Here is a 25,932-nt window from a genome sequence, read left to right on the forward strand (position 1 = left end):
GCCCTCTTCATGCCTTCAGCAAAGGCACTCCGTGCCTCAGAAGAACAGGCGGTAGGTGTTCCAGCCGCTGTTGCCGATCTTCACACGGGACTTGAACGGGGCGGAGGCGTTGCCGGTGCCCTTGTACAGCCACAGGGCGCCCGCCTTGTCGCGGGCGATCAGGTCGGTGACACCGTCGATGTCGATGTCGCCGACCGAGACCACGGAGTTGTAGGTGTTCCAGCCGGCGCCGATACGGGCGCGGGACGAGAAGGGCGCCTTGTAGTTGCCGGTGCCCTTGTACAGCCACAGGACGCCCGAGGTGTCCTTGGCGACGATGTCGTCCTTGCCGTCACCGGTCAGGTCGCCCTTGCCGGTGATGTGGGTGTAGGCGTTCCACCCGCTGCCGACCTTGTAGCGCTGGGTCAGCTTGCCGTTGCCGTAGCCGAGGTACAGCCACAGCACGCCGGAGCCGTCGCGGGCGAGCAGGTCGTCGGCGGCGCCACCGCCCACGTTCGAGGGCGAGACCAGCTGGTTGTAGATCTTCCAGCCGTTGCCGATGAACTGGTGGTCCTCGCTGTCCCACAGGAGGTGGTACAGCTGGCCGGTGGACGTGACGTGCCAGATGCCGTCCGAGTAGCCGTCGGCGTCGTGGTCGGCCTGCGTCATGGCGCGGGCGCCCTGCCAGCCCTCGCCGGCGTAGTAGCGGGGCTCGATGCCGCCCTCGGCGTCGGGCCAGTTGCCGTACAGCTCGCCCCGGCTGTCCACGCCGAACAGCGGGTTGATCGGGGCGTCACCGGGCAGAGCGGTCGCGCCGTACTTCGTGGGGCCCGAGGGCTTCAGGTCGACGTGCGGCCGGGACGCGCTCGGTCCCGGCTCGTCGGCGGCGACGGCGCTGCTGGCACCGGTCGCCACCAGTGCGGCGGTGAGCGCCGCAGCCGTGGCACGCGCCAGGGCGCGACGCGTGTTCAGGCCGGAGCTTTTGGCCACGTGGGTCCTCCAGATGATCATGGTGAAACGGATCATGTGCCGGGGTCCGGCAAACCAAGATCCGGGATACTCCGCGATCCTTACACATGTCCTTTACACGTCAATCGAATTCAGGTTCGGTAGATGAAGTGGTACGAAAGCGGAACGCAAGTGCAACGGGAGCCGTACAACCATTTTCGGGACACGGGTGTCGCCGCTACGGCGGAACGTGTCGTACCGGTACGGCGGTCGCCGCAGCAGGGCTCCTCCGTCTCCGCCGGCCAGGCCGGTTGACGTCGCCCGCGCGCCGCAGCGCACCGTTTCGTGGCAGGGGGTGTACGCCCCGCCCGGCGGGCACGCCGGGTCGCGCGGGCCCACGCCGACGGGGCCCGGCGCGCGCCGGACGCCGCACGGCGGCGGGGCGGAGACCAGGGCCGCCGCCGGACCGGGGACCAGGCCCGCCACGGCCGACGCCGGCCCGCCACGCCGGCTGTTGACGGTGTCCGCCGGACAGGCGGCCCTGCACGGCGGCCGCCGTACGGGCGACGTCCACGCCGGGCAGCGCGCGTGCCGCCGCCCCTCCGGAGCGGGCCGCACCGCGTACGCGAGCGGCCCGCTCCCGCCCGCCGGCAGTCGGGGCGGGCCGGCGTCCATGCCGTCCGGTTCCCGCAGACGTCAGACGTCAGACGTCAGACGTCAGGCGTCAGGCGACCGCCCCGCCGGTGCCGCGCGCCGCGGCGATGTGGTCGGTGCGGCCCGCCCCGTCGTACACGGTGATGTCGACGTACGCCCCCTCCGGGATGTCGAAGTCCTTCACCGTGAGGTCCATGGTCTCGGAGGTGCCGGGCGCGGAGAAGGTGCCCAGGTCGTGGTAGGAACCCCCGGACGCGTAGCCGACGGCCACGTAGAACGTGTCGCCGTCGTTCTTCGTGTCGTAGACCCACAGCTTCTCGTCGTTGGGGTGGAACTCGACCTTGCCGACGAACGAGCCCCCGTCGTTGAGCTCCATCTTGACGGCCGTGCCGCCCGCGTCGTGCGCGAAGTAGGTGTCGTCGAACGGGTCGGTGAGCGTGCCGCCGCTGCACGGGCAGGTGTCGGTGTCCCGGTAGTACGTGGACACGCTGGGATCCGGGTCGTAGGCCTCGGCCGGTGCGGCCGTCGCGAGCAGCGCCCCCGCCGCCAGCAGCGCGCCCGTGGCCAGTCCCATGAACCGTTTGCCGATGTTCGTCCGCACGTGTTCCCCCTTCGACGACGTGTGACGCGCCGTCGGCGGCCGCCGACGGCGCCCGCTCATTCTGGTGCATGTCCCGCGCGCGGGGAATGGTGCGGCACAGGGCGGTGGCGGGCCCGGGCCGGAGCCCGGACCCGCCACGGGGTGTGTGTCGGCCGGCTACGCCAGCAGTTCCACCTCCGCCAGCGTGTGCTCGCCGTCCAGCACCAGCCGGTACTTCGTGTACGTGCCCGGCGACCTGACCGAGAAGGCCCGCGTCTGCCGGTCCCAGGCGAAGGACTCGCCGGAACGCTCGTCCAGCGTCCGCCACGTGGTGCCGTCGGCGGAGCCCTGGAGCTTCCAGCCGGCCGGAGCCGACGCGTGGTCCGTCGACGAGGTCAGGGTGTACTGGACCGCCTTGACGCCCTTGTCGCCCCCGCCGGCCAACGGCAGGTCCACCGACGTCACGCTCGCGCCGGTCGCCGAGGTGTTGTCGAACAGGGCGCCGGTGCCCGCGACGGCGTCCGCGCGCGGGGTCGGTACCTCGTCGTCCTGGGTGATCGACGGCGGCGCCGCGTCCTTGCCGGTGCCCCACGAGGAGGGCCTCGGGCCCATGTCGAACTCCAGGACGCCGCCCTTCGCGATCAGCGAGTGGGGGAGTGAGGTGGAGTTCCAGCGCTTGCCGTTGACCTTCAGGCCCTGCACGTAGACGTTCTCCCTGCTGTTCTCCGGCGCCTTGACGACCAGATCGCGGCCGTTCTCCAGGTGCACCGTCGCCTTGGTGAACAGCGGGGAGCCGATGGCGTACTCGCCGCTGCCCATCACCAGCGGGTAGAAGCCGAGTGAGGAGAAGAGGAACCAGGCCGACTGCTCGCCGTTGTCCTCGTCACCGTGGTAGCCCTGGCCGATGTCGCTGCCGGTGTACAGACGGGAGAGCACCTCGCGGACGTTCTTCTGCGTCTTGTACGGCTGTCCGGCCGCGTCGAACATGTACAGGGCGTGGTGGGCGACCTGGTTGGAGTGCCCGTACATGCCCATGCGGACGTCGCGCGCCTCGGTCATCTCGTGGATGACGCCGCCGTAGGAGCCCTTGAGCTCCGGGGAGGCCGTCTCGGGGGTGGCGAGGTACTCGTCGAGCTTGTCGCCGAGACCGCCCCGGCCGCCGTAGAGGTTGGCGAGGCCGCGGCTGTCCTGCGGGGCGGTGAAGGCGTAACCCCAGCCGTTGGTCTCCGTGTAGTCGTGGCCCCACACGCGCGGGTCGTACTTCTCGGAGTCCACGCGCCACTTGCCCGACAGGTCCTTGCCCTGGAAGAAGCCGGCCTTCGCGTCGAAGAGGTTGACGTAGTCCCGGGCGCGGTCGAGGAAGTACGCGGACTCCTCCTTGTACCGCTTCTCGCCGGTCTCCCGGTAGAGCTTCTCGCCCATCTTCGCGATGCCGTAGTCGTTGAGGTAGCCCTCCAGCGCCCAGGACAGGCCCTCGTGCGTCTCGGTGCTGGTGTAGCCGAGGAACGGCGAGGTCGCCATGCCCTTGCGGCCCACGCCCGACGACGGGGGCACGACGGTGGCGTTCTTGACGGCCGCGTCGTACGCCGCCTTCGCGTCGAAGCCGACGCCCTTGACGTACGCGTCCGCGAACGCCACGTCCGAGGAGGTGCCGGTCATCAGGTCCGCGTAGCCGGGGGAGGACCAGCGCGAGGTCCAGCCGCCGTCCTTGTAGTGCTGCACGAAGCCGTCGACCAGCTCACCGGCCTTGGACGGGGTCAGGAAGGAGTAGGCGGGCCAGGTGGTCCGGTAGGTGTCCCAGAAGCCGTTGTTGACGTACACCTTGCCGTCCACGATCTTGGCGCCGGTGTGCGTCGGGGTGTCGGGCCCCACCGCCTTCGAGAACGGGGAGGCGTACTTGTACGTCCCGTCGACCTTCTCGTGGCCCGAGTTCGGGTAGAGGTAGAGCCGGTACAGGCTGGAGTAGAGCGTGGTCAGCTGGTCCTGCGTGGCGCCCTCCACCTCGACCCTGCCGAGGATCCTGTCCCACTGCCTCTGGGCGTCGCGCCTGACCTTGTCGAAGGTGGCACGCTCCGGGATCTCCTGGCGCAGGTTGTCCTTCGCCTGGTCGACGCTGATCAGGGAGGTCGCCAGGCGCATCGTCACCGTGCGGTCGCGGCCCGCGTCGAAGCGCAGGTGGCCCTTGACACCGCTGGAATCCCCGCCGAGGACCTTGCTGTCGAACTCGCCGTAGACGAACAGCCGGGTCGCACCGGTGGAGCCGCCCGACTTGACGTCCGAGTAGCCGGTGAAGGTGCCGTTCTCCTTGTCCAGGGTCAGGCCCGCCTGGTCGGTGACATTGTCGAAGAGCACGCTCGCGTCGTCACCGGGGTAGGTGAAGCGCATCATCGCCGCGTGGTCGGTCGGTGCCATCTCGGCCTTGAGGCCGTTCTCGAACCGCACCCCGTAGTAGTACGGCCGCGCGGTCTCGTTCTCGTGTCGGAAGGCCAGCTCGCGGGCGTCCCGGCCGGTGTCCGGGGTGCCGGAGGCGGCGGACGGCATGACCTGGAAGGTCTGCCGGTCGCCCATCCACGGGCTCGGCTCGTGGCTCGCGGCGAACGCCTGGAGCGTCGGCAGGTTGTCCGCGTTGTTGCCGCGCGCGTAGTCGTACAGCCACCTGTCGGTACCGGCGTCGGTCACCGGGGTCCAGAAGTTGAAGCCGTGCGGCACGGCGGTCGCGGGGATGTTGTTGCCGCGGGAGAAACTGCCGCTGGAGTTGGTGCCGCGGGTGGTCAGCGCGTAGTCGGACAGGTGGGCCTTCGGACGCTCGGCCCCGACCCGCTCGATCGCCACGTCGTCCAGCCAGCCCCGGAACTTCGCCGGGCCCTTGGGGGAGTCGTACGCCACCAGGATCCGGTCGACGGTCTTGCCGGCCGCGACCGAGCCGATGCCCGACTCGACGCTGTTCCACTGGTTGACGTACAGCACCTTGGCGTCGCCCTGGCCGCGCGGGGACAGCGGGAAACCGTGCTGGTCCGTGGCCCCGAGGCCGCTCAGGTAGGTGCCGTCGGTGAACGCGAGGTCGACGGAGACGTTCGTGGCGTCGTAGTCGAGGTCGCCGTCCGCCATCGACGGGAAGATCTTGTACGACAGCCGCGTGCGGCGGTCGACCTTCACGTCGACGTCGAAGACCTTGTTGTACGAGTACGCCCGGCCCTGGGCCGTGTGCCGGCCCGCGTAGCGCAGCGCGCGCTTGCCGGTGAAGCCGACGCCCGACTTCGCCGTCGGGGAGCCGCTCGGGCCGCGGTCGACGAGCGAGAGCATGTCCGGCGGCACGGGAGTGTCGCTGCCGCCGGTGGACAGCTGCACGTCGGCGAGCTGGAGCGCGTCGCCCGCTCCGTTGTTCTTGGTGACCTCCAGCCGGAAGTGCGCGAACTCGGCCGTCTCGGCGAGGTCGTACGTCTTCGTCTGGAACCGCTCCGCGAACGACTCCCCGGAACGGGTGTCCAGCGTCTGCCAGTTCTCGCCGTCGGCCGAGCCCTTCAGCGTCCAGTCCACCGGGTCGCGTTCGGCGTGGTCGTTGGCCGAGGTGAGGGCGTACCTGGTGATGCCGGCCGGCGCCTCCAGGTCGAACTCGACCCAGCCGGTCCGGGCGAAGGTCAGCCACTTGGTGCTCGGTTCGGTGTCGACGAGGTTCTCCTTCACCTCCCCGCCGCCCGTGTTCTCGGCGCTGGCCCGCACCGCGGTGACCTGGTCGGTGACGTTGCCGGGTATGCCGGTGCTGTACCCGCCGTCCACGCCCGCCGACCGTTTGCCGCCGTCCCGGGCGGTGTCCACGGTGTTGAGCCAGTCCGGAAGCGGGTCGTCCCTTTCGAACGACGACGCGAACCCCCGGTCGGCTCCGGCCGGTGCGGTGGGCAGCGCGACCGCCGCCCCCTGCGAACCCACCGCCACAGCGAAGGCGGTCGTCAACACGACCGCCGGACCCCATCTGTGCCGAACTCCGTACTGCATGCGCCAGCACCCTCCCTGCGCTCACGGGGAAATGGACAACGTTGTCAAATTCGATGAGCAAGGACTAGTAGCGCTTGAAGGGGCCAATGGTGTCAAGGGTGTTGACTGTGGCCACGGGTTCGGCGTCCGGAGAATTCCCTTCAAGGGCCACCCAAGGCCGCTCGTATTTCCGCGAGGTCTCAACTCGGAAAAGACGTACGGCGAACCTTGCACTCGATCTTGCTCCATCGCCCGGAAGTGGACTATACCTGTCGGCCACCGGGGGTTCCGGGGGGAACCGCGCAGAGGAACCGCCAGAGCGCCCGAACAGCTGCATCCGCACTTCCTGCACGACCCAGCGTGACCCGACAGCGGTGCCGGGGAGGATCCGGTTCACCGCCTGAGTCCTGGAGAGGGCGAGGACTTGAGCATGGGATCCACTTCCGCCGAGAACAACGGCACGGGCGTCGGCCGCCGTGATCTGATCAAGCGGTCCGCCGCGCTAGGCCTGATTTCCGTACCGACCATGGGTTTCCTCTCCGCCTGCGCCAGCGGCGGCGGGGACGACCAGGAGAAGGCCGAGGCGGGCGAGAAGTCCACCAAGAACCCGTTGGCGGTCAACGAGTCCGCCCAGATGGAATTCGTCCTCTTCGACGGAGGCTTCGGCAAGGAGTACGCCGAGGACGCCGTGAAGCTGTACGAGAAGGCCTTCCCCAAGGCCAAGGTGAAGTTCGCCGCCACGCAGAAGATCCAGTCCACGCTGCAGCCGCGCTTCAACGGCGGCAATCCGCCGGACCTCGTCGACAACTCCGGCGCCGAGCAGATGGACATGGGCGTCCTGGTCGGCAAGAAGCAGCTCGCCGACCTCACCCCGCTGCTGGACGCACCGTCCTACGACGACCCGAACAAGAAGGTCCGCGACACGCTGCGCCCCGGCATCGTGGAGATGGGCCAGTTCGACGGGGAACCGGTCTGGATCCTGTACTACGCGTACACGGTGTACGGCAACTGGTACTCGAAGAAGGCCCTGGACTCGCTCGACGCGGAGTACCCGAAGACCTGGGACGAGATGCTCGCCGTCTGCGCGAAGGCCAAGAAGAAGGGCATGGCCGGCTGGACGTACGCGGGCAAGTACCCGTACTACATCCCCTTCTCGATGTCCCCGATGATCGCCAAGGTCGGCGGTGTCGAGGTCCTCGACGCCATCGACAACCTGGAGCCGAACGCCTGGAAGCACCCGGCGGTCAAGACGGTCTTCGAGGCGTGGTACGAGCTCTACAAGAAGGGCTACATCCTCAAGGGCACCCCGGGCCTGGACCACATCCAGTCGCAGACGGCCTGGGCCAAGGGCGACGCCCTGTTCCTCCCCAACGGCTCCTGGGTGGAGAACGAGTCGGCCAAGGTCATCCCCGCGGACTTCGAGGTCACCGTCTCCGCGCCGCCCGGCATCGACGAGAACGACAAGATGCCCTTCGGCACCATCTGGGCCTCCGGCGGAGAGCCCTTCATCGTCCCCGCCAAGGCGGCCAACGGCGCCGGCGGCATGGAGCAGCTGCGCATCATGCTCAGCGAGGCCTCCTCGAAGAACTTCACCAGCAAGGTGAAGTCGCTGAGCGCCTACAACGGCGGCACCGACGGCATCGAGCTCACCCCGGGACTCAAGGCCGGTGTCGCGGCGCTGGAACTGGCCGGCGACAACGTGGTGAACCCGCGCATGCAGGACTGGTACGTGCAGCTCCAGAAGGAGAAGATCGGCGTCTCCTGCCTGGGCGAGATGATGGCCGGCCGGCTCACCCCGGCCGAGACCATCAAGAAGATCCAGGGCTACGCCGACGACGCCGCCAAGGACTCGTCGATCAAGCACTACAAGCACCAGTGAGGATGCGTCCCCAGGGCCTGTCCGGCGCCGGCGCGCCGGACGGGCCCTGGCGGCGGCGCCCGCGCGCAGATCGGGGTCGGTAGCAATGCAGCACGGCAAGTACCGGTTCATCGTGGGGTTCCTGGCGGTTCCCCTGGGACTGTACGCGCTCTTCGTCGTCTGGCCGTTCGTCCAGTCCATCTACTACTCGTTCACGGACTGGACGGGCCTGAGTCCCGAGTTCAAGATGGTCGGCTTCGACAACTACTCACGGATGCTCGACGACGACATCTTCTGGAAGTCGCTGCAGCACAGCGTGATGTTCGCGCTGCTGGTGCCGCTGGTGACACTCGGCCTGGCGCTGTTCTTCGCCTTCATGATCAACGTGGGCGGACGCCGTCGCCGCGGCGGTCCGGCGATCACCGGGGTCCGCGGCTCCGGCTTCTACAAGATCGTCTACTTCTTCCCGCAGGTGCTCTCCATCGCGATCGTCGCCCTGCTGTTCGCGTTCGCGTACAACCCGGACAGCGGCGCGATCAACTCCCTGCTGCGCGGGATCGGCCTGGACTCCCTGCAGCCGCTGTGGCTCGGCGACCCGGACCTGGCGCTGTGGTGCGTGATGGCGGTGCTCGTCTGGTCCACGGTCGGCTTCTTCGTGGTCCTCTTCTCCGCGGGCATGGCCTCCATCCCGGCGGAACTGTACGAGGCGGCCCTGCTGGACGGGGCGAACCGCGCCACCACCTTCTTCAGGGTCACCCTGCCGCTGCTGTGGGACACCGTGCAGTCCGGCTGGGTCTACATGGGCATCCTCGCGCTCGGTGCGGAGTCGTTCGCGGTCGTACAGATCATGACGACCGGTCCCGGCGGCCCCGACTACTCGACCACCGTCATGGTCCTGTACGTGTACCAGAAGGCGTTCCGTGACGGACAGGCCGCCTACGCCACCACGATCGGCGTCGCCCTGCTCGTCGTCACGCTGGCCTTCGCCGCCCTCGTGATGCGGCTGGGCCGGCGCGAGCGGCTGGAGTTCTGATCATGAAGACGACCGAGACCCCCGCCCCCGTACCGGCCGAGTCCGGCGCCCCCGTCCGCAAGAGCGACGCACCGCCCGGCGGGACGCGCCGGGAGAAGAAGGAGGGCACCACCCTCAACGTCTTCTCCCACGGCGTCCTCGTCATCTGGGCGATCATGGTCGGCATGCCGCTGGTGTGGGCGGTGATGACCTCCTTCAAGGACGACGCCTCCATCTTCGGCTCGCCCTGGTCGCTGCCCGACAAGCTGCACTTCGACAACTGGTCGCGGGCCTGGTCCCAGGCCCACATGAGCGACTACTTCCTCAACACCGTCCTGGTGGTGGGCGGGTCGCTCGTCGGCACCCTGGTGCTCGGGTCCATGGCGGCCTACGTCCTGGCCCGGTTCGACTTCCCGGGCAACCGGTTCATCTACTACTTGTTCATCGGCGGCATGAGCTTCCCGATCATGCTCGCGCTGGTCCCGTTGTTCTACGTGGTGGACAACATGGGGCTGCTGAACACCATCCACGGCCTGATCCTGGTCTACATCGCCTACTCGCTGCCCTTCACGGTGTTCTTCCTGACCGGCTTCTTCCGGACCCTGCCGACCTCGGTGGCGGAGGCCGCCTTCGTGGACGGGGCCTCGCACACCCGGACGTTCTTCCAGGTCATGCTGCCGATGGCCAAGCCGGGCCTGATCAGCGTGGGGATCTTCAACTTCCTGGGGCAGTGGAACCAGTACATGCTGCCGACCGTGCTCAACACCGACCCGGACAAGCACGTCCTCACCCAGGGCCTGGTGCAACTGGCGGTCAGCCAGGGCTACAAGGGCGACTGGTCGGGTCTGTTCGCCGGCCTGGTGATGGCGATGCTGCCGGTGCTGGCCGCGTACATCATCTTCCAGCGCCAGGTGGTCCAGGGGCTCACGGCGGGTGCCCTGAAGTAGCCGCCTGCGCGCTCCCGTGCGTGCCGCCCCCGGGCTCCCGGGGGCGGCACGCACGCGTGTGCGCAGGCGTGTGCCGGGCACCCGGATGCGGTTCAACCTCTTGACGGGAGGCGACCCGAACGGCTCAGCTTAGAGTTCACTAGTTGGACATAGACGGGGCCTCATCGAAGCGGTCCCGTGCGCAGGAGGTCGTCGTGGAGACTCCCGGGTCGCAGTCGTCGCTGCACCGAGCCAACCTGGAACGGGTCGTACGAGCGGTACGGCTCGCCGGGTCGCTCACGCAGGCGGAGATCGCGAGGACGACGGGCCTGTCCGCGGCGACCGTCTCGAACATCGTCCGCGAGCTGAAGGACGGCGGGACCGTCGAGGTCACGCCCACCTCGGCGGGCGGTCGCCGGGCCCGCAGCGTCTCCCTGAGCGGGGACGCCGGCATCGTCATCGGCGTCGACTTCGGGCACACGCACCTGCGGGTCGCGGTCGGGAACCTCGCCCACCAGGTGCTCGCCGAGGAGTCCGAGCCGCTGGACGTCGACGCCTCCTCCGCGCAGGGCTTCGACCGGGCGGAGCAGCTGGTCAACCGGCTGATCGCGGCGACCGGCGTCGACCGCTCCAAGATCGCGGGGGTGGGCCTCGGCGTGCCCGGCCCGATCGACGTGGAGTCCGGGACGCTGGGCTCGACCGCCATCCTGCCGGGCTGGGGCGGCACCCGGCCCGCCGAGGAGCTGCGTGGCCGGCTCGGCGTGCCGGTGCACGTGGACAACGACGCCAACCTCGGTGCCCTCGGCGAGCTGGTCTGGGGCAGCGGCCGGGGGGTACGGGACCTGGCGTACATCAAGGTCGCCAGCGGCGTCGGCGCGGGCCTGGTGATCAACGGCAAGATCTACCGCGGCCCCGGCGGCACCGCGGGTGAGATCGGGCACATCACGCTCGACGAAGCCGGTCCCGTCTGCCGCTGCGGAAACCGGGGCTGCCTGGAGACCTTCGCGGCCGCGCGCTACGTCCTCCCGCTCCTCCAGCCCAGTCACGGCACGGGCCTGACGATGGAAGGCGTCGTGCGGCTGGCGAGGGACGGCGACCCGGGCTGCCGTCGGGTGATCGCGGACGTCGGCCGCCACATCGGCAGTGGCGTCGCCAATCTCTGCAACCTGCTCAACCCGAGCCGCGTGGTCCTGGGCGGCGACCTGGCCGAGGCCGGTGAGCTGGTGCTCGGCCCGATCAGGGAGTCGGTCGGCCGGTACGCCATCCCCAGTGCGGCACGCCAACTGTCCGTTCTCCCGGGGGCACTTGGGGGCCGTGCGGAGGTCCTCGGGGCGCTCGCCCTCGCTCTCAGCGAGATGGGCGATTCGACCCTTTTGGATGGAAGCGTGAACGGCGCTCTGCCGACGGCCACCCCTGCCTTCACTTAGAGAAGGGATGGCACCGTTGCCATCTCGTTAAGGATTTACTTCTTGACGCCGCACGTGTGGCCGAGTTGACTTCCAGCCACCTCGGCCGCAACGACGCGGCCTCGTCAGGGAGGTTTCTGAAGTGAACACGCGTATGCGTCGTGCCGCCGTTGCCGTTGCGGCCACCGCGATGGCCGTCTCGCTCGCCGCCTGCGGCAGCGCCAAGGAGTCCGGCGACAAGGACGACGCGGCCGACTCCGGTGCCAAGAAGGGCGACGCCATCAAGGTCGGCCTGCTCCTTCCGGAGAACCAGACCGCGCGCTACGAGAAGTTCGACAAGCCCTTGATCGAGAAGAGGGTCAAGGAGCTCACGAACAACAAGGGCGAGGTCGTCTACGCCAACGCCAAGCAGGACGCCAGCCTGCAGGCGCAGCAGGTCGACACGATGGTGACCAACAAGGTCGACGTCCTGATCGTGGACGCGGTGGACTTCAAGGCCATCGCCGGCTCGGTGAAGAAGGCCAAGGACCAGGGCATCAAGGTCGTCGCCTACGACCGCCTGGCCGAGGGCCCCATCGACGCCTACACCTCGTTCGACAACGTCACCGTCGGCAAGACGCAGGGCGAGGCCCTCCTCAAGGCGCTGGGCGACAAGGCCAAGGACGGCCAGATCGTCATGATGAACGGCTCCTCCACGGACCCGAACGCCGCCCAGTTCAAGGAGGGCGCCCACTCCGTCCTCGACGGCAAGGTGAAGATCGGCCGCGAGTACGACACCAAGGAGTGGAAGCCGGAGAACGCCAACGCCAACATGGAGGGCGCCATCTCCGCGATCGGCAAGGACAAGATCGTCGGCGTCTACTCCGCCAACGACGGCATGGCGGGCGGCATCGTCACCGCGCTCAAGGCAGCGGGCATCGCCGACATCCCGGTCACCGGCCAGGACGCCGAACTCGCGGGCGTGCAGCGCATCGTCACCGGCGAGCAGTACATGAGCGTCTACAAGTCCTACCCGCAGGAGGCCACGGTCGCCGCCGAGATGGCCGTCGCGCTCGCCAAGGGCGAGTCGCTCGACTCCATCGCCAAGGACAAGGTCGACAGCGCCACGACCAAGGGCGTCCCCGCGGTTCTCGTCCCGGTCGTCTCGCTGACCAAGGACAACATCAAGGAAACCGTCATCAAGGAAGGTTTCTACACGCTCGACGAGATCTGCGGCGGCAAGTACAAGTCGGCCTGCGACAAGATCGGGCTCAAGTAAGCAGTCCCGCTTCCCGTACCGCGTGAACGCGTACGGGACCGGCTGCACGCTGCTTCCTCCGGCGCTCCGCACTCGTCAGCCCCGCAAGCTACGCGGGGCGCCGGACGGAACACCTCGCGGGTGTCCCCCGCCCCCACCCAGTCTTTCTGCACAACCTCCCGCCGGGTCAGGCGGCGAAGGAGATGGTTCACGTGTCCGCTACGCCCGTGCTGGCGTTGCGCGGGGTCTCCAAGCGATTCGGTGCCGTCCAGGCGCTCACCGATGTAGAGCTTGAGGTCCACGCCGGTGAAGTGGTCGCCCTGGTGGGCGACAACGGCGCCGGAAAGTCCACGCTGGTCAAGACGATCGCCGGCGTGCACCCCATCGATGAGGGCGCCATCGAGTGGGACGGCAAGACCGTCACGATCAACAAGCCGCACGACGCCCAGAACCTGGGCATCGCGACCGTCTACCAGGACCTCGCGCTGTGCGACAACATCGACGTGGTCGGCAACCTCTACCTGGGCCGGGAGCTCCGCAAGCGCGGGGTCCTGGACGAGGTGGAGATGGAGCGCCGCTCCCGCGAGCTGCTGGACACGCTGTCCATCCGCATCCCCAGCGTCCGCATCCCGATCGCCTCGCTCTCCGGCGGTCAGCGCCAGGTCGTGGCGATCGCCCGGTCCATGCTCGGCGAGCCCAAACTGGTCATCCTCGACGAGCCCACCGCCGCCCTCGGCGTCGAGCAGACCGCGCAGGTCCTCGACCTCGTCGAGCGGCTGCGCGAGCGCGGTCACGCCGTCATCCTCATCAGCCACAACATGGCCGATGTCAAGGCGGTCGCCGACAAGGTGGCCGTCCTGCGCCTCGGGCGCAACAACGGCGTCTTCGAGGTCAAGTCGACCTCGCAGGAAGAGATCATCTCCGCCATCACGGGCGCCACGGACAACGCCGTGACCCGTCGTGCGGCGCGCACCCATGGGGAGATCAAGAAGTGAGCATCGACAAGACCTCCACGCCCGCCGGCGCTTCCGCCGAGGACCGCGCGGTGGAGAACCCCGACGCGGCCTCCGCCGCGGTCACCGCGGTCGACCCGCGGCTGCTGGTGCGCGAGCAGGGCCTCGCCGGCTACGTCGACGAGTTCAAGCGGAAGATGAAGGCGGGCGACCTCGGGTCCCTCCCCGTCGTCGTCGGTCTGCTGATCATCTGGGCCATCTTCACCAGCCTGAACTCCAACTTCCTCACCGCCGGCAACTTCTCCGACATGTCGGTCGCCATGGTCGGCACCGGCATGATCGCGGTCGGCATCGTCTTCGTCCTGCTGCTCGGCGAGATCGACCTGTCGGTCGGTTCGGTCAGCGGTGTCGCGGGCGCCACCTTCGCCGTGCTGAGCGTCACGCACGGGATGAACGAGATACTCGCCCTGATATGCGCCGTCCTCACCGGCACGGTGGCGGGCGCCATCCACGGCTTCGTCTTCGCCCGCATCGGTGTCCCGGCCTTCGCCGTGACGCTGGCCGGACTGCTGTTCTGGCAGGGCTTCATGCTGCAGATCCTGGGCGACAACGGCACGATCAACCTCGACTCCGAGGGCGTGGTCGTCAAGCTGACCAGCTACTACTTCAGCGACGTGGCCGCCGCCTACGGTCTGGCGATCGTCGTGACCGCGGGGTACTTCCTCACCGCGTTCTTCGACAACCGCCGCCGCGAGGCCGCCGGCGTGCCGTCCCGGCCGCTGAACGAGATCATCGTGCGCACGGCACTGCTCGCGGTCCTGGCCTTCGCCGTGGCGTTCGTCTTCAACCAGTACAAGGGCCTGCCGCTGGCCGTGGTGATCTTCCTTGCGTTCCTGCTGCTCACGGACTTCGTGCTGCGCCGCACCGCGTACGGCCGCAAGGTCTTCGCGCTCGGCGGCAGCGTCGAGGCGTCGCGCCGTGCCGGCATCAACGTGGAGCTGGTCCGGATCTCGGTCTTCGCGATCGCCGGCACCTTCGCGGCGATCGGCGGTCTCTTCGTCGCCTCCAAGATCGCCTCCGCCAACCAGGGCGCGGGCACCGGTGAGTTCCTGATGAACGTCATCGCCGCGGCCGTGATCGGCGGCACGTCCCTCTTCGGCGGCCGCGGCCGCACCTGGGACGCGCTGCTCGGTGTGATGGTCATCGTCTCGATCCAGTACGGCCTCGCCCTGGAGGGCATCGCCTCGCCGGTCCAGTACATGATCACCGGTGGCGTCCTGCTGGCGACCGTCGTCATCGACGCGGTCACCCGCAAGACGCAGAAGACGGCCGGCCGCGCGTAGCCCGCGCACGGCCGACGAAGGTCCGCCCGCCGACCCGGCTGAGCCTCGGGTCGGCGGGCGGACCCCGTGGTGAGGCCACCGGGCCCGGTGCCGCGCCGGGGCCGGACCGCGCCGCGTGGCCAGGGGCCGGCCCGGAGCGGTCGCCCGCGCGCCGGTCGCCCGGTCGCCCGGTTCCCGGCGCCACGGGAGTCCCGTTCGCCGCCTTGCGGGGGCCCTTCCCCGGCAGACGACCGGCGCACCGGAAGCCCCGGGGTGATCGGTGCACCGGAATCCCCGGGGTGATCGGTGCACCGGGAACCCGTGGCGGTCCGGTGCACCGGAAACCCGTGGCGGTCCGGTGCGCGGGGCCCGTGGCGGTCCGGTGCGCGGGGGCCCGTGGCGATCGGTTCCCGTACCGGAAACCCGTGGCGGTCCGGCGCATCGGTGGCCGTTCGCCGGCGCGTCCGCCGATGCCTGTGGCGGTCCGGTGCGGGGGAAAGCGGTGGGGGTCGGTTTCTGTACCGGGGATCCGGGCGGGCGGTCCGGCGTACCGGTGGCCGTTCGCCGGACCGCCGGCCGACGCTCGTGGTGGCCCGGCGCGGGGGAAACCGGTGGCCAGCGGCGCACCGGAAACCGGTCGCGCACCGGTCCACCGAAAAAGGGCGCTCGACGAGACGTGGAAGCGGCCCCCGATGGGAACAGTCGATCGCGTGACGTACGACGCACCGCCCGGACACGTTCCGCCGGAGCGGAACATTAGACTCGACGAGCCCGGCAACAGCTCTACTGCAAGGAGGCACGGGTGCCGCTGCTGACCCGCATCACGGGACCGCGCGATCTGGACCGGCTCAGCCTGGAAGAGCTGGGCCGGCTGGCAGAGGAGATCCGGACCTTCCTCGTCGACGCGGTCTCCAAGACCGGCGGCCACCTCGGCCCCAACCTCGGCGTGGTGGAACTCACCCTCGCCCTGCACCGCGTCTTCGACTCCCCGACCGACAAGGTGCTCTGGGACACCGGACACCAGTCCTACGTGCACAAGCTGCTCACCGGCCGGCAGGACTTCTCGAGGCTGAAGATGAAGGGCGGCCTGTCCGGCTACCCCTCGCAGGCCGAGTCCGAGCACGACGTCATCGAGAACAGCCACGCCTCCACCGTCCTCGGCTGGGCCGACGGCATCGCCAAGGCCAACCAGGTCCTGGGACACGACGACCGGCACGTCGTCGCGGTCATCGGCGACGGCGCGCTGACCGGCGGCATGGCCTGGGAGGCGCTGAACAACATCGCCGCCGCCAAGGACCGCCCGCTCGTCATCGTCGTCAACGACAACGAGCGCTCCTACGCGCCCACCATCGGCGGCCTCGCCAACCACCTGGCGACCCTGCGCACCACCGACGGCTACGAGCGCTTCCTGGCCCGCACCAAGGAGGTCCTGGAGCGCACCCCGGTCGTCGGCCGCCCCCTCTATGACACCCTGCACGGCGCCAAGAAGGGCCTGAAGGACTTCATCGCCCCGCAGGGGATGTTCGAGGACCTCGGCCTGAAGTACGTCGGCCCGATCGACGGCCACGACATCGAGGCCCTGGAGTCCGCCCTCACCCGCGCCAAGCGCTTCGGCGGCCCGGTCATCGTGCACTGCCTCACCGAGAAGGGCCGCGGCTACCAGCCCGCCCTGGCGGACGAGGCCGACCGCTTCCACGCCGTCGGCAAGATCCACCCCGACACGGGCCTGCCCATCTCCAGCTCCGGCGCCGACTGGACGTCCGTCTTCGGCGACGAGATGGTCAGGATCGGCGAGGAGCGCGAGGACGTCGTCGCCATCACCGCCGCCATGCTCCAGCCGGTCGGCCTCGACAAGTTCGCCAAGGCCTTCCCCGACCGCGTCTACGACGTCGGCATCGCCGAGCAGCACGGCGCCGTCTCCGCGGCCGGCCTCGCCCACGGCGGGGTCCACCCGGTCTTCGCCGTGTACGCCACCTTCCTCAACCGCGCCTTCGACCAGGTGCTGATGGACGTGGCCCTGCACAAGTGCGGCGTGACGTTCGTGCTCGACCGGGCCGGTGTCACCGGCACCGACGGCGCCTCCCACAACGGCATGTGGGACATGTCGATCCTCCAGGTCGTCCCCGGCCTCAGGCTCGCCGCCCCGCGCGACGCCGACCAGGTCCGCGCCCAGCTGCGCGAGGCCGTCGAGGTGGACGACGCGCCGACCGTGGTCCGCTTCTCCAAGGGCGCCGTCGGCCCCGCCGTACCCGCCGTCGGCCGCGTCGGCGGCATGGACGTGCTGCGCGCCCCGGGCACCGACACCCCGGACGTCCTCCTGGTCTCGGTCGGCGCGCTCGCGCCGATGTGCCTGGAGGTCGCCGACATGCTGAACAAGCAGGGCATCTCCACCACCGTCGTCGACCCGCGCTGGGTCAAGCCCGTCGACGAGGCCATGGCCCCGCTCGCCGAGCGCCACCGCGTGGTCGTCACCGTCGAGGACAACTCGCGCGTCGGCGGCGTCGGCTCGGCCGTCGCCCAGGCCCTGCGCGACGCGGGCGTGGACGTACCGCTGCGTGACTTCGGCATCCCGCCGCGCTTCCTCGACCACGCCTCCCGCGCCGAGGTCCTGGCCGAGATCGGGCTCACCGCCCCCGACATCGCCCGTCAGGTCACCGGCCTGGTCGCCAAGCTCGACGGCAGGTACGAGCGTCCGGGCGCCGGGGTGGACTCGGTGGAGGCCGCGCGCGACTGACGTACCGCCGATGGGCCGGTATCTCCACTCGTTGCAGTGGCGAAACCGGCCCATCCGCGTGATTCCAGCCACGCCGGGGCACACGCAGTACGCCCCCTCTCGATCACGTCGAGGACGCCAAGCGTGGGAGGTTTCCCGTGAGCAGCACCCTTTTCCGGACCAAGAAGGTCGAGCAGTCCATCCGTGACACGGAGGAACCGGAGCACGCGCTCAAGAAATCCCTGTCGGCGCTCGACCTCACCGTCTTCGGCGTCGGTGTCGTCATCGGCACCGGCATCTTCGTACTGACCGGCACGGTCGCGAAGAACAACGCCGGGCCCGCGGTCGCCCTGGCCTTCGTCGTGGCCGGTGTCGTCTGCGCGCTCGCCGCGCTCTGCTACGCGGAGTTCGCCTCCACCCTCCCGGTGGCCGGGTCGGCGTACACCTTCTCCTACGCCTCGCTCGGCGAACTGCCCGCCTGGATCATCGGCTGGGACCTGGTCCTGGAGTTCGCGCTCGGCACGGCGGTGGTGGCCGTCGGCTGGTCGGGCTACATCCGTTCGCTGCTGGACAACGCGGGCTGGCAGATGCCCGCGGCGCTCGGCGGCCGGGACGGCGCCGAGGGGTTCGGCTTCGACATCCTGGCCGCCGCCCTGGTGCTGGTGCTCACCGTCATCCTCGTGCTCGGCATGAAGCTGTCGGCGCGGATCACCTCGCTCGTCGTCGCCGTCAAGGTGGCGGTCGTCCTCGTCGTGATCATCGCGGGTGCCTTCTTCGTCAAGGGTGCCAACTACGACCCGTTCATCCCGGACTCCCAGCCGGTGGAGGCGGGCGGCGGCCTGCATTCGCCCCTGATCCAGCTGATGTTCGGGTGGGCACCGGCCAACTTCGGCGTGATGGGCATCTTCACCGCCGCCTCCGTCGTCTTCTTCGCCTTCATCGGCTTCGACATCGTCGCCACGGCCGCCGAGGAGACCAAGAACCCGCAGCGGGACATGCCCCGCGGCATCCTCGGCTCGCTGGCCATCTGCACCGTCCTGTACGTCCTGGTGTCGATCGTGGTCACCGGCATGCAGCACTACAGCAAGCTGTCCGTCGACGCCCCGCTCGCCGACGCGTTCAAGGCCACCGGGCACCCCTTCTTCGCGGGTGTGATCAGTTTCGGCGCCGCGGTCGGCCTGACCACGGTGTGCATGATCCTGCTGCTGGGCCAGACCCGCGTGTTCTTCGCGATGAGCCGCGACGGACTGCTGCCGCGCTTCTTCTCCCACGTCCACCCGAGGTTCCGGACCCCGTACCGGCCGACCATCCTGCTCGGCGTGATCATCGCGATCGTCGCGGGCTTCACCAGTCTGAGCGAGCTGGCCGAGCTGGTGAACATCGGCACGCTCTTCGCCTTCGTCGTCGTCGCGATCAGCGTGATCATCCTGCGCCGTACCCGGCCCGACCTGCCCCGCGCCTTCCGCACCCCGCTGGTCCCGCTGCTGCCCGTCGTGTCGGTGGCCGCCTCGCTGTGGCTGATGCTGAACCTGCCGGCCGAGACCTGGATCCGGTTCGCCGTGTGGATGGCGATCGGCATCGTCGTGTACCTCCTCTACGGCCGCACGCACAGCCGCATGGCCCTCGGCGAGGAGGAACCGGCGGGCACGCCCACGCCCTCCGGCCCGGACGCGTCGTAGCCCCGGCGGCCCCCGCACCGGCCCCGCGGGCACGTACGCCCTCCGGGCGCCCTCACACGGGCCGGACCGTCCTCGGCCCCGCCACCCGCGCGCCCAGCTCGCTCACCCGGCGGCGCAGCTCGCGGTCGGCCGTCACGACCAGGACCGGGCGGTCACCGCCTGCGGCCCCGGCGACCAGCCCGACCATGTGATCGTCCCCACTGCCGGACGCCGACTCCACCCGTACGCCGGGAACGGAGTCCACACCGCGGGCGGCGCCCTCGACGACCAGGACGACCTCCACCGGGCCGGGGTGCCCCGGGACGCCGTCCGCCGCCAGCCGGTCCCGCAACCGCTCCGCGGCCCCGCGCCGGTCCCGCCACCACCCGTCGGGCACCGACCCGACGACGTTCGCGGCGTCGACGATCACGAGCAGGGGTGTGTTGTCGTCCATGCCGTCAGGGTCGCACGGGCGCCGGCGCCCATGGCCGTACCCGCCCGACGCGGAGCGGACGGTCCCGCTTAGAGTGTCCCGGTGAACGGCGACTGGCTTCTCCTCGGCCGCGACGGCCGCCTCAGTGTCTACCTCCCCACGGACGGCGCCGCCCTGTGGCGTGCCGAACGCGCGCCCGCCGGGCCCTGGGAGGCCCCGCGCAGGATCGGCGGCGACCAGGAACTGCGTCCCGGCCTCGCGGTCGGCCGGGGCCCCGACCACTATGCCCATCTGGTCGCCTGGCGGCCCACCGTGACCGACGAGTCCGGCCTCGTGCACACCACGCACTTCCGGCCCCTGCTCGCGCCCCTGGACTGGCAGCCGTGCGGCCACCCCAACAAGCAGGGCGACCGGACGGGGACACCGGCGGTGGCGGTCGACGCGCAGGGGCGTGCCCATGTCTTCGTCCGCAACGGGGGCGGCGGCATGAGCATGGTGTCCCAGAAGGAGAAGGGCGGCTGGGAGCCCTGGCGGGACCTGAAGGGACGGGGCGTCCAGGAGGAGCCCGCGGCCGTGACGGGGGAGTCCGGCAGGGTCGAGCTCTACGCGGCCGTGGCCGGTGGGCTCCGGCACTGGCGGCAGGAGAAGGCGGGCTCGCCGCCGGTGCTGGGGGAGGGGACCGACGTGGCCGTCCGGCCGGGCACCCTGCGCGCGCTCGCGACCTCCGAGGAGCACACCACCGCCTTCTTCACCGACGACCGCACCGGTGAGCTGTGCGCCTGGCGTCCCGGCGAGAAGCCGGTGCCCCTGGTGGCCGCCGCCGGCCCGGGCCCGGTCGCCGCCGTCCGCTGCGTCATCGACGGCCACGACTGCACGCTGGTGGCCCAGCGCTCGGCGCACAGCGGCCGGGTCGTCTTCGCCGCGTACCCCTCGGAGCAGGAGGAGATCGGCGCGGCGTGGACCGAGTCCGGGCCGGCGCTGCCGGCCGACGCGCTGGTGTCCCTCACCCTGGACGCCGACGCCCGCGTGGTCGCCGCGAGCCTGTCCCCGTCGACCGGGCAACTGCTGCTGACCCGGCGCAAGGACGAGGCGGGGCTGGCGCTCGGAGCGTGGCAGGCGGTCTGAGGAGGACGACCCCTGATGGGCGGGGACGCCGGGGGCTTCTCGGCCCCGGCTCCGTGATCCGCGGGTCGCCGTGGGCCGCCTTCCGCGGGGCCGGCGCCGCCGACACCCGCGGCCGAAGGCGGCGTCGGCGCAGTGGTACGCACCAGAGCGCCGTCGTCGGCGGCGTCGCGGTCCCGGAGAGCGCGACGCCGCTCAACGGCACCGGCCTCCCGGCCTCGTGGAAGACCTCCGACGACGACGGGGTGGGCCGCACGGATCGTCACCGTGCGGCCCACCCCGTCGGACAGGGAGGCCGGCTATGCCGGAACGCTCGCCACCCCGGACTCCAGGAACCGCTTCCCGTTCACCCGCTCGGCGACGCCCTCGCGGTCCAGGTACGGCGTGATGCCGCCCAGGTGGAAGGGCCAGCCGGCGCCGGTGATCAGGCAGAGGTCGATGTCCTGGGCCTCGGCGACGACGCCCTCGTCGAGCATGAGCCCGATCTCCTGGGCCACCGCGTCCAGGACACGGGCGCGGACCTGCTCCTCGGTGAGGACGGTGTCGCCCTGCCGGAGCAGCGCGGCGACCTCCGGGTCCAGCTCCGGCTTCCCGCTGTCGTAGACGTAGAAGCCGCGCTTGCCCGCCTCGACGACCGCCTTCAGGTTCGGGGAGACCTTGAAGCGGTCGGGGAACGCCTTGTTGAGCGTCTCGGAGACGTGCAGGCCGATCGCCGGGCCGACCAGCTCCAGCAGGACCAGCGGGGACATCGGCAGGCCGAGCGGCTCGACCGCCTTCTCCGCGACCGCGACCGGGGTGCCCTCGTCGATGATGTTCTGGATCTCGCCCATGAAGCGGGTCAGGATGCGGTTCACGACGAACGCCGGGGCGTCCTTCACCAGGACCGCGGTCTTCTTCAGCTTCTTGGCGACGCCGAAGGCCGTGGCCAGCGCGGCGTCGTCCGTCTGCTCGCCGCGGACGATCTCCAGCAGCGGGAGGATCGCGACGGGGTTGAAGAAGTGGAAGCCGACGACCCGCTCGGGGTGCTTCAGCTTCGACGCCATCTCCGTCACGGAGAGGGAGGAGGTGTTGGTGGCGAGGATCGCGTGCGCCGGGGCGACCGCCTCGACCTCCGCGAACACCTTCTGCTTGACGCCCATCTCCTCGAACACGGCCTCGATGACGAAGTCCGCGTCCGCGAAGCCCTCGGCCTTGTCCAGGACACCGGTCACCAGCGCCTTGAGGCGGTTGGCCTTGTCCTGGTTGATCCGGCCCTTGCCGAGCAGCTTGTCGATCTCGGCGTGGACGTAGCCCACACCCTTGTCGACGCGCTCCTGGTCGATGTCGGTCAGCACGACCGGCACCTCGAGGCGGCGCAGGAACAGCAGCGCGAGCTGCGACGCCATCAGACCGGCGCCGACCACGCCCACCTTGGTGACCGGACGGGCCAGCGACTTGTCCGGGGCACCCGCGGGGCGCTTGCCGCGCTTCTGCACCAGGTTGAACGCGTAGATGCCGGACCGCAGCTCGCCGCCCATGATGAGGTCGGCGAGAGCCTGGTCCTCGGCGTCGTAACCCTGCTGGAGGTCGCCGTTCTTGGCGGCGGCGATGATGTCCAGGGCGCGGTAGGCGGCCGGGGCGGCGCCGTGCACCTTGCCGTCCGCGATGAAACGGCCCTTGGCGACGGCCTGGTCCCAGGCCTCGCCGCGGTCGATCGCCGGGCGCTCGACCTGGATCTCACCCTTGAGGACGGACGCGGTCCAGGTCAGCGACTGCTCCAGGAAGTCAGCGCCCTCGAAGATCGCGTCCGCGATCCCGAGCTCGTGGACCTGCTTGCCCTTGAGCTGCTTGTTCTGGTTCAGGCTGTTCTCGATGATCACCGAGACGGCCTTGTCGGCGCCGATCAGGTTCGGCAGCAGCGTGCAGCCGCCCCAGCCGGGGACCAGGCCGAGGAAGACCTCGGGAAGGGAGAAGGCCGGGAGGGCCGCCGACACCGTCCGGTAGGAGCAGTGCAGACCGATCTCCACGCCGCCGCCCATGGCCGCGCCGTTGTAGTACGCGAAGGTCGGCACGGCGAGCTTCGACAGCCGCTTGAAGACGTCGTGGCCGCCCTTGCCGATGGCCAGCGCGTCCTCGTGCCGCTTCAGCAGCTCGACGCCCTTGAGGTCGGCGCCGACGGCGAAGATGAACGGCTTGCCGGTGACGCCGACGCCGACGATGTCGCCGTCCGCGGCCTCCTTCTCGACCTGGTCGATCGCGGCGTCGATGTTCGCCAGCGACTGCGGGCCGAGCGTGGTCGGCTTGGTGTGGTCGTGGCCGTTGTCCAGGGTGATCAGGGCGAAGCGCCCCGCACCCAGGGGGAGGTCGAAGTGGCGTACGTGCGCCTGCGTGACGACCTCGCCCGGGAACAGCTCGGCCGCACCCTTCAGCAGCTCTGCGGTGGTGCTCACTTGTCCCCCTCGAAGTGCGGGTTCTCCCAGATGACCGTCGCGCCCATACCGAAGCCGACGCACATGGTGGTCAGGCCGTAGCGGACGTGCGGCTGCTCCTCGAACTGGCGGGCCAGCTGCGTCATCAGGCGGACGCCGGAGGAGGCGAGCGGGTGGCCGAAGGCGATGGCGCCGCCGTACTGGTTGACGCGCGCGTCGTCGTCGGCGATGCCGTAGTGCTCCAGGAACGCGAGGACCTGGACGGCGAAGGCCTCGTTGATCTCGAACAGGCCGATGTCGGAGATGGACAGGCCCGCCTGGGCCAGGGCCTTCTCCGTCGCCGGGATCGGGCCGTAGCCCATGACCTCCGGCTCGACGCCCGCGAAGGCGTACGAGACGAGGCGCATCTTGACCAGCAGGCCGTTCTCCCGGGCGAAGTCCTCGCTCGCGATGAGGGAGGCGGTCGCGCCGTCGTTCAGACCGGCCGCGTTGCCCGCGGTGACCCGGCCGTGCACGCGGAACGGCGTCTTCAGGCCCGCCAGGTTCTCCAGCGTGGTGCCCGGACGCATCGGCTCGTCGGCGGTGACCAGGCCCCAGCCGGTCTCACCGGCCTCTTCGTTGGTGCGGCGCACCGAGATCGGCACCAGGTCGGCCTGGATCTTGCCGTTGGCGTACGCCTTGGCGGCCTTCTCCTGCGAGCGCACGGCGTACTCGTCGGCACGCCGCTTGGTGATGCCCGGGTAGCGGTCGTGCAGGTTCTCGGCGGTCATGCCCATGAAGAGGGCGGACTCGTCGACCAGCTTCTCGCTGACGAACCGCGGGTTCGGGTCCACGCCCTCGCCCATCGGGTGGCGGCCCATGTGCTCGACACCGCCCGCGATGGCGACGTCGTAGGCGCCGAAGGCGACGGAGCCGGCCACGGTGGTGACGGCGGTCAGGGCGCCCGCGCACATGCGGTCGATGGAGTAGCCCGGGACCGAGGTGGGCAGGCCCGCCAGGATGCCGGCCGTGCGGCCGATGGTCAGGCCCTGGTCACCGATCTGCGTGGTCGCGGCGACGGCGACCTCGTCGATCTTCTTGGGATCGAGTCCGGGGTTGCGGCGCAGCAGCTCCCGGATCGCCTTCACGACCAGGTCGTCGGCGCGGGTCTCGTGGTAGATGCCCTTCGGGCCCGCCTTGCCGAACGGGGTGCGGACGCCGTCTACGAAGACGACGTCCCTGACGGTACGAGGCACGATGGCTCTCCTCCAGGGTGCGGGATGGCACTGCTGCTGCGGCACGCATGCACTGAGCGCGCGCTCAGGCCCATGCTACTTATGGGTAACGTAGCTGCCCAGTCCCCCCGGCCCAAGCGGTGAACGTCACACCGCCTGGTCCCGGGCGCCACCTCCGGACGCCGGCCGGAACTCACCGCCGCCGGACCTACGACACCTCCTGGGACAGCGCCGTCACCAGCACCGGCGTCACCTGCTCGACCTGCCACGGCCGGGCCCCGTGTCCGGCGAGGGCCGCGGCCACGGACCGGGCGTCGACCGTCGCCGGCGGCTCCCAGCAGACCCTGCGCACCGTGTCCGGCGTGATCAGGTTCTCCTGCGGCATGTTCAACTGCTCGGCCAGCGCCGTCACCCCGGCCCGCGCCGCGGACAGCCGGGCCGCGGCGGCCGGGTCCTTGTCGGCCCACGCACGCGGCGGCGGCGGGCCGGTCACCGCCTGGCCGGGCTGCGGCAGCTGCGACTCGGACAGGCTCCTGGCCCGGTCGACCGCCACCTGCCACTGCTCGAGCTGCCGGCGGTTGACCCGGCCGAACCCGTTCAGCGCGGCCAGCGCGTGCGCGTTGGCCGGCAGCGCGAGCGCCGCCTCGACGATGGCCGCGTCGCCGAGCACCTTGCCCGGTGAGACGTCCCGGCGCTGCGCGATGCGGTCCCGGGTCTGCCACAGCTCCCGCACGACGGCGAGCTGACGCCGCCGGCGCACCTTGTGCATGCCGGACGTACGGCGCCACGGGTCCTTGCGGGGCTCGGCCGGCGGGGCCGACGCGATCGCGTCGAACTCCTGGCGGGCCCACTCCAGCTTGCCCTGCCGGTCCAGCTCCTTCTCCAGCGCGTCGCGCAGGTCGACGAGGAGTTCGACGTCGAGGGCGGCGTAGCGCAGCCAGGGCTCGGGCAGCGGGCGTGTCGACCAGTCGACGGCCGAGTGGCCCTTCTCCAGGACGAAGCCCAGCACGTTCTCCACCATCGCGCCGAGGCCGACGCGCGGGAATCCGGCGAGCCGCCCGGCCAGCTCGGTGTCGAAGATGCGGGCGGGCACCATCCCTATGTCGCGCAGGCACGGCAGGTCCTGCGTGGCCGCGTGCAGCACCCACTCCACGTCGGCGATCGCCGCGCCCAGCCCGGACAGGTCCGGACAGGCCACCGGGTCGATCAGCGCGGTCCCGGCGCCCTCGCGGCGCAGCTGTACGAGGTACGCGCGCTGGCCGTACCGGTAGCCGGAGGCGCGCTCGGCGTCGACCGCGACGGGGCCGCGTCCGGCGGCGAAGGCGGCGGTCACCTCGGCGAGGGCGGACGCGTCGGCGATCACCGGCGGAATGCCCTCGCGTGGCTCGAGCAAGGGGGTCGGCGCCTGAGTCACAGAAGATCCGGCGTCGTCCGGAGGGGCGCCTCCGGTGGTTCGCAGTGAAGGGTCTGCTGCGGTTTCGTGGGCGTCGGTCACCTGTCAAGGGTATCGGTGGATCGACGACGCCCGCCGACGGAA

The 25,932-nt window shown here is 70.3% G+C and carries 17 protein-coding genes; 10 read left to right on the forward strand and 7 right to left on the reverse strand.

Translation table 11 applies throughout. The features are described 5' to 3' along the window. Positions 1–36: 36 nt before the first annotated feature. The 3 genes from KUM32_RS35260 to KUM32_RS35270 form a co-directional block, all read right to left on the reverse strand. A complete protein-coding gene (locus tag KUM32_RS35260) occupies positions 37–990 on the reverse strand; it encodes a VCBS repeat-containing protein (protein ID WP_217146005.1) in 954 nt (317 codons plus the stop codon). Positions 991–1,651: 661 nt separating this feature from the next. Continuing rightward, entirely contained in the window at positions 1,652–2,182 is a 531-nt protein-coding gene (locus tag KUM32_RS35265; RefSeq protein ID WP_217146006.1) for a hypothetical protein, read from the reverse strand. 156 nt (positions 2,183–2,338) lie between these two features. After that, positions 2,339–6,154 (reverse strand): GH92 family glycosyl hydrolase, encoded by a 3,816-nt coding sequence (locus tag KUM32_RS35270; protein ID WP_217146007.1) that lies wholly within the window; start codon positions 6,152–6,154, stop codon positions 2,339–2,341. Positions 6,155–6,563: 409 nt separating this feature from the next. Between KUM32_RS35270 and ngcE the strand changes: the two genes are divergently transcribed. The 9 genes from ngcE to KUM32_RS35315 all read left to right on the forward strand — a co-directional run bounded on the left by ngcE (position 6,564) and on the right by KUM32_RS35315 (position 19,239). After that, a complete protein-coding gene (gene ngcE / locus KUM32_RS35275) occupies positions 6,564–8,012 on the forward strand; it encodes an N-acetylglucosamine/diacetylchitobiose ABC transporter substrate-binding protein (RefSeq protein WP_217146008.1) in 1,449 nt (482 codons plus the stop codon). A gap of 85 nt (positions 8,013–8,097) precedes the next feature. Further along, on the forward strand, positions 8,098–9,024 hold the full coding sequence (locus KUM32_RS35280; RefSeq protein ID WP_217146009.1) for a carbohydrate ABC transporter permease: 927 nt from the start codon (positions 8,098–8,100) through the stop codon (positions 9,022–9,024). Positions 9,025–9,026: 2 nt separating this feature from the next. Continuing rightward, positions 9,027–9,950 carry a carbohydrate ABC transporter permease gene (locus KUM32_RS35285; RefSeq protein ID WP_217146010.1) on the forward strand — a complete coding sequence of 308 codons (924 nt, stop codon included), beginning with the start codon at positions 9,027–9,029 and terminating at the stop codon, positions 9,948–9,950. Positions 9,951–10,144: 194 nt separating this feature from the next. Beyond that, positions 10,145–11,356, forward strand: a complete 1,212-nt coding sequence (locus tag KUM32_RS35290) for an ROK family transcriptional regulator (RefSeq protein ID WP_217146011.1) — start codon at positions 10,145–10,147, stop codon at positions 11,354–11,356. Positions 11,357–11,489: 133 nt separating this feature from the next. Continuing rightward, positions 11,490–12,593 carry a sugar ABC transporter substrate-binding protein gene (locus KUM32_RS35295; protein ID WP_217146027.1) on the forward strand — a complete coding sequence of 368 codons (1,104 nt, stop codon included), beginning with the start codon at positions 11,490–11,492 and terminating at the stop codon, positions 12,591–12,593. 182 nt (positions 12,594–12,775) lie between these two features. Continuing rightward, entirely contained in the window at positions 12,776–13,567 is a 792-nt protein-coding gene (locus tag KUM32_RS35300; RefSeq protein WP_217146012.1) for an ATP-binding cassette domain-containing protein, read from the forward strand. Beyond that, positions 13,564–14,868, forward strand: coding sequence for a sugar ABC transporter permease (locus KUM32_RS35305; protein ID WP_217146013.1), 1,305 nt, complete (start codon positions 13,564–13,566; stop codon positions 14,866–14,868). Before KUM32_RS35300 ends, KUM32_RS35305 begins: the two co-directional genes overlap by 4 nt. A 781-nt stretch (positions 14,869–15,649) precedes the next feature. Then, positions 15,650–17,581, forward strand: a complete 1,932-nt coding sequence (dxs, locus tag KUM32_RS35310) for a 1-deoxy-D-xylulose-5-phosphate synthase (protein WP_217146014.1) — start codon at positions 15,650–15,652, stop codon at positions 17,579–17,581. A gap of 137 nt (positions 17,582–17,718) precedes the next feature. After that, positions 17,719–19,239: an amino acid permease gene (locus tag KUM32_RS35315; RefSeq protein WP_217146015.1), complete on the forward strand. Its 1,521-nt coding sequence runs from the start codon at positions 17,719–17,721 to the stop codon at positions 19,237–19,239. Positions 19,240–19,291: 52 nt separating this feature from the next. On the opposite strand, the gene KUM32_RS35320 is transcribed toward KUM32_RS35315, so the two are convergent. Beyond that, complete coding sequence (locus tag KUM32_RS35320; RefSeq protein ID WP_217146016.1) at positions 19,292–19,672, reverse strand: NTP pyrophosphohydrolase; 381 nt, start codon at positions 19,670–19,672, stop codon at positions 19,292–19,294. Positions 19,673–19,753: 81 nt separating this feature from the next. On the opposite strand from KUM32_RS35320, the gene KUM32_RS35325 reads away from it, so the two are divergent. After that, complete coding sequence (locus KUM32_RS35325; protein WP_217146017.1) at positions 19,754–20,776, forward strand: hypothetical protein; 1,023 nt, start codon at positions 19,754–19,756, stop codon at positions 20,774–20,776. Positions 20,777–21,072: 296 nt separating this feature from the next. Here the strand turns inward: KUM32_RS35325 and KUM32_RS35330 are convergent, their stop codons facing one another. The 3 genes from KUM32_RS35330 to KUM32_RS35340 all read right to left on the reverse strand — a co-directional run bounded on the left by KUM32_RS35330 (position 21,073) and on the right by KUM32_RS35340 (position 25,890). Beyond that, positions 21,073–23,202, reverse strand: coding sequence for a 3-hydroxyacyl-CoA dehydrogenase NAD-binding domain-containing protein (locus KUM32_RS35330; RefSeq protein WP_217146018.1), 2,130 nt, complete (start codon positions 23,200–23,202; stop codon positions 21,073–21,075). Further along, positions 23,199–24,416: an acetyl-CoA C-acyltransferase gene (locus tag KUM32_RS35335; protein WP_217146019.1), complete on the reverse strand. Its 1,218-nt coding sequence runs from the start codon at positions 24,414–24,416 to the stop codon at positions 23,199–23,201. Before KUM32_RS35335 ends, KUM32_RS35330 begins: the two co-directional genes overlap by 4 nt. Before the next feature lie 187 nt (positions 24,417–24,603). Then, a complete protein-coding gene (locus KUM32_RS35340; protein WP_217146020.1) occupies positions 24,604–25,890 on the reverse strand; it encodes a ribonuclease D in 1,287 nt (428 codons plus the stop codon). Between the last annotated feature and the right edge of the window lie 42 nt (positions 25,891–25,932).

Source organism: Streptomyces sp. AC627_RSS907 (assembly GCF_019049165.1).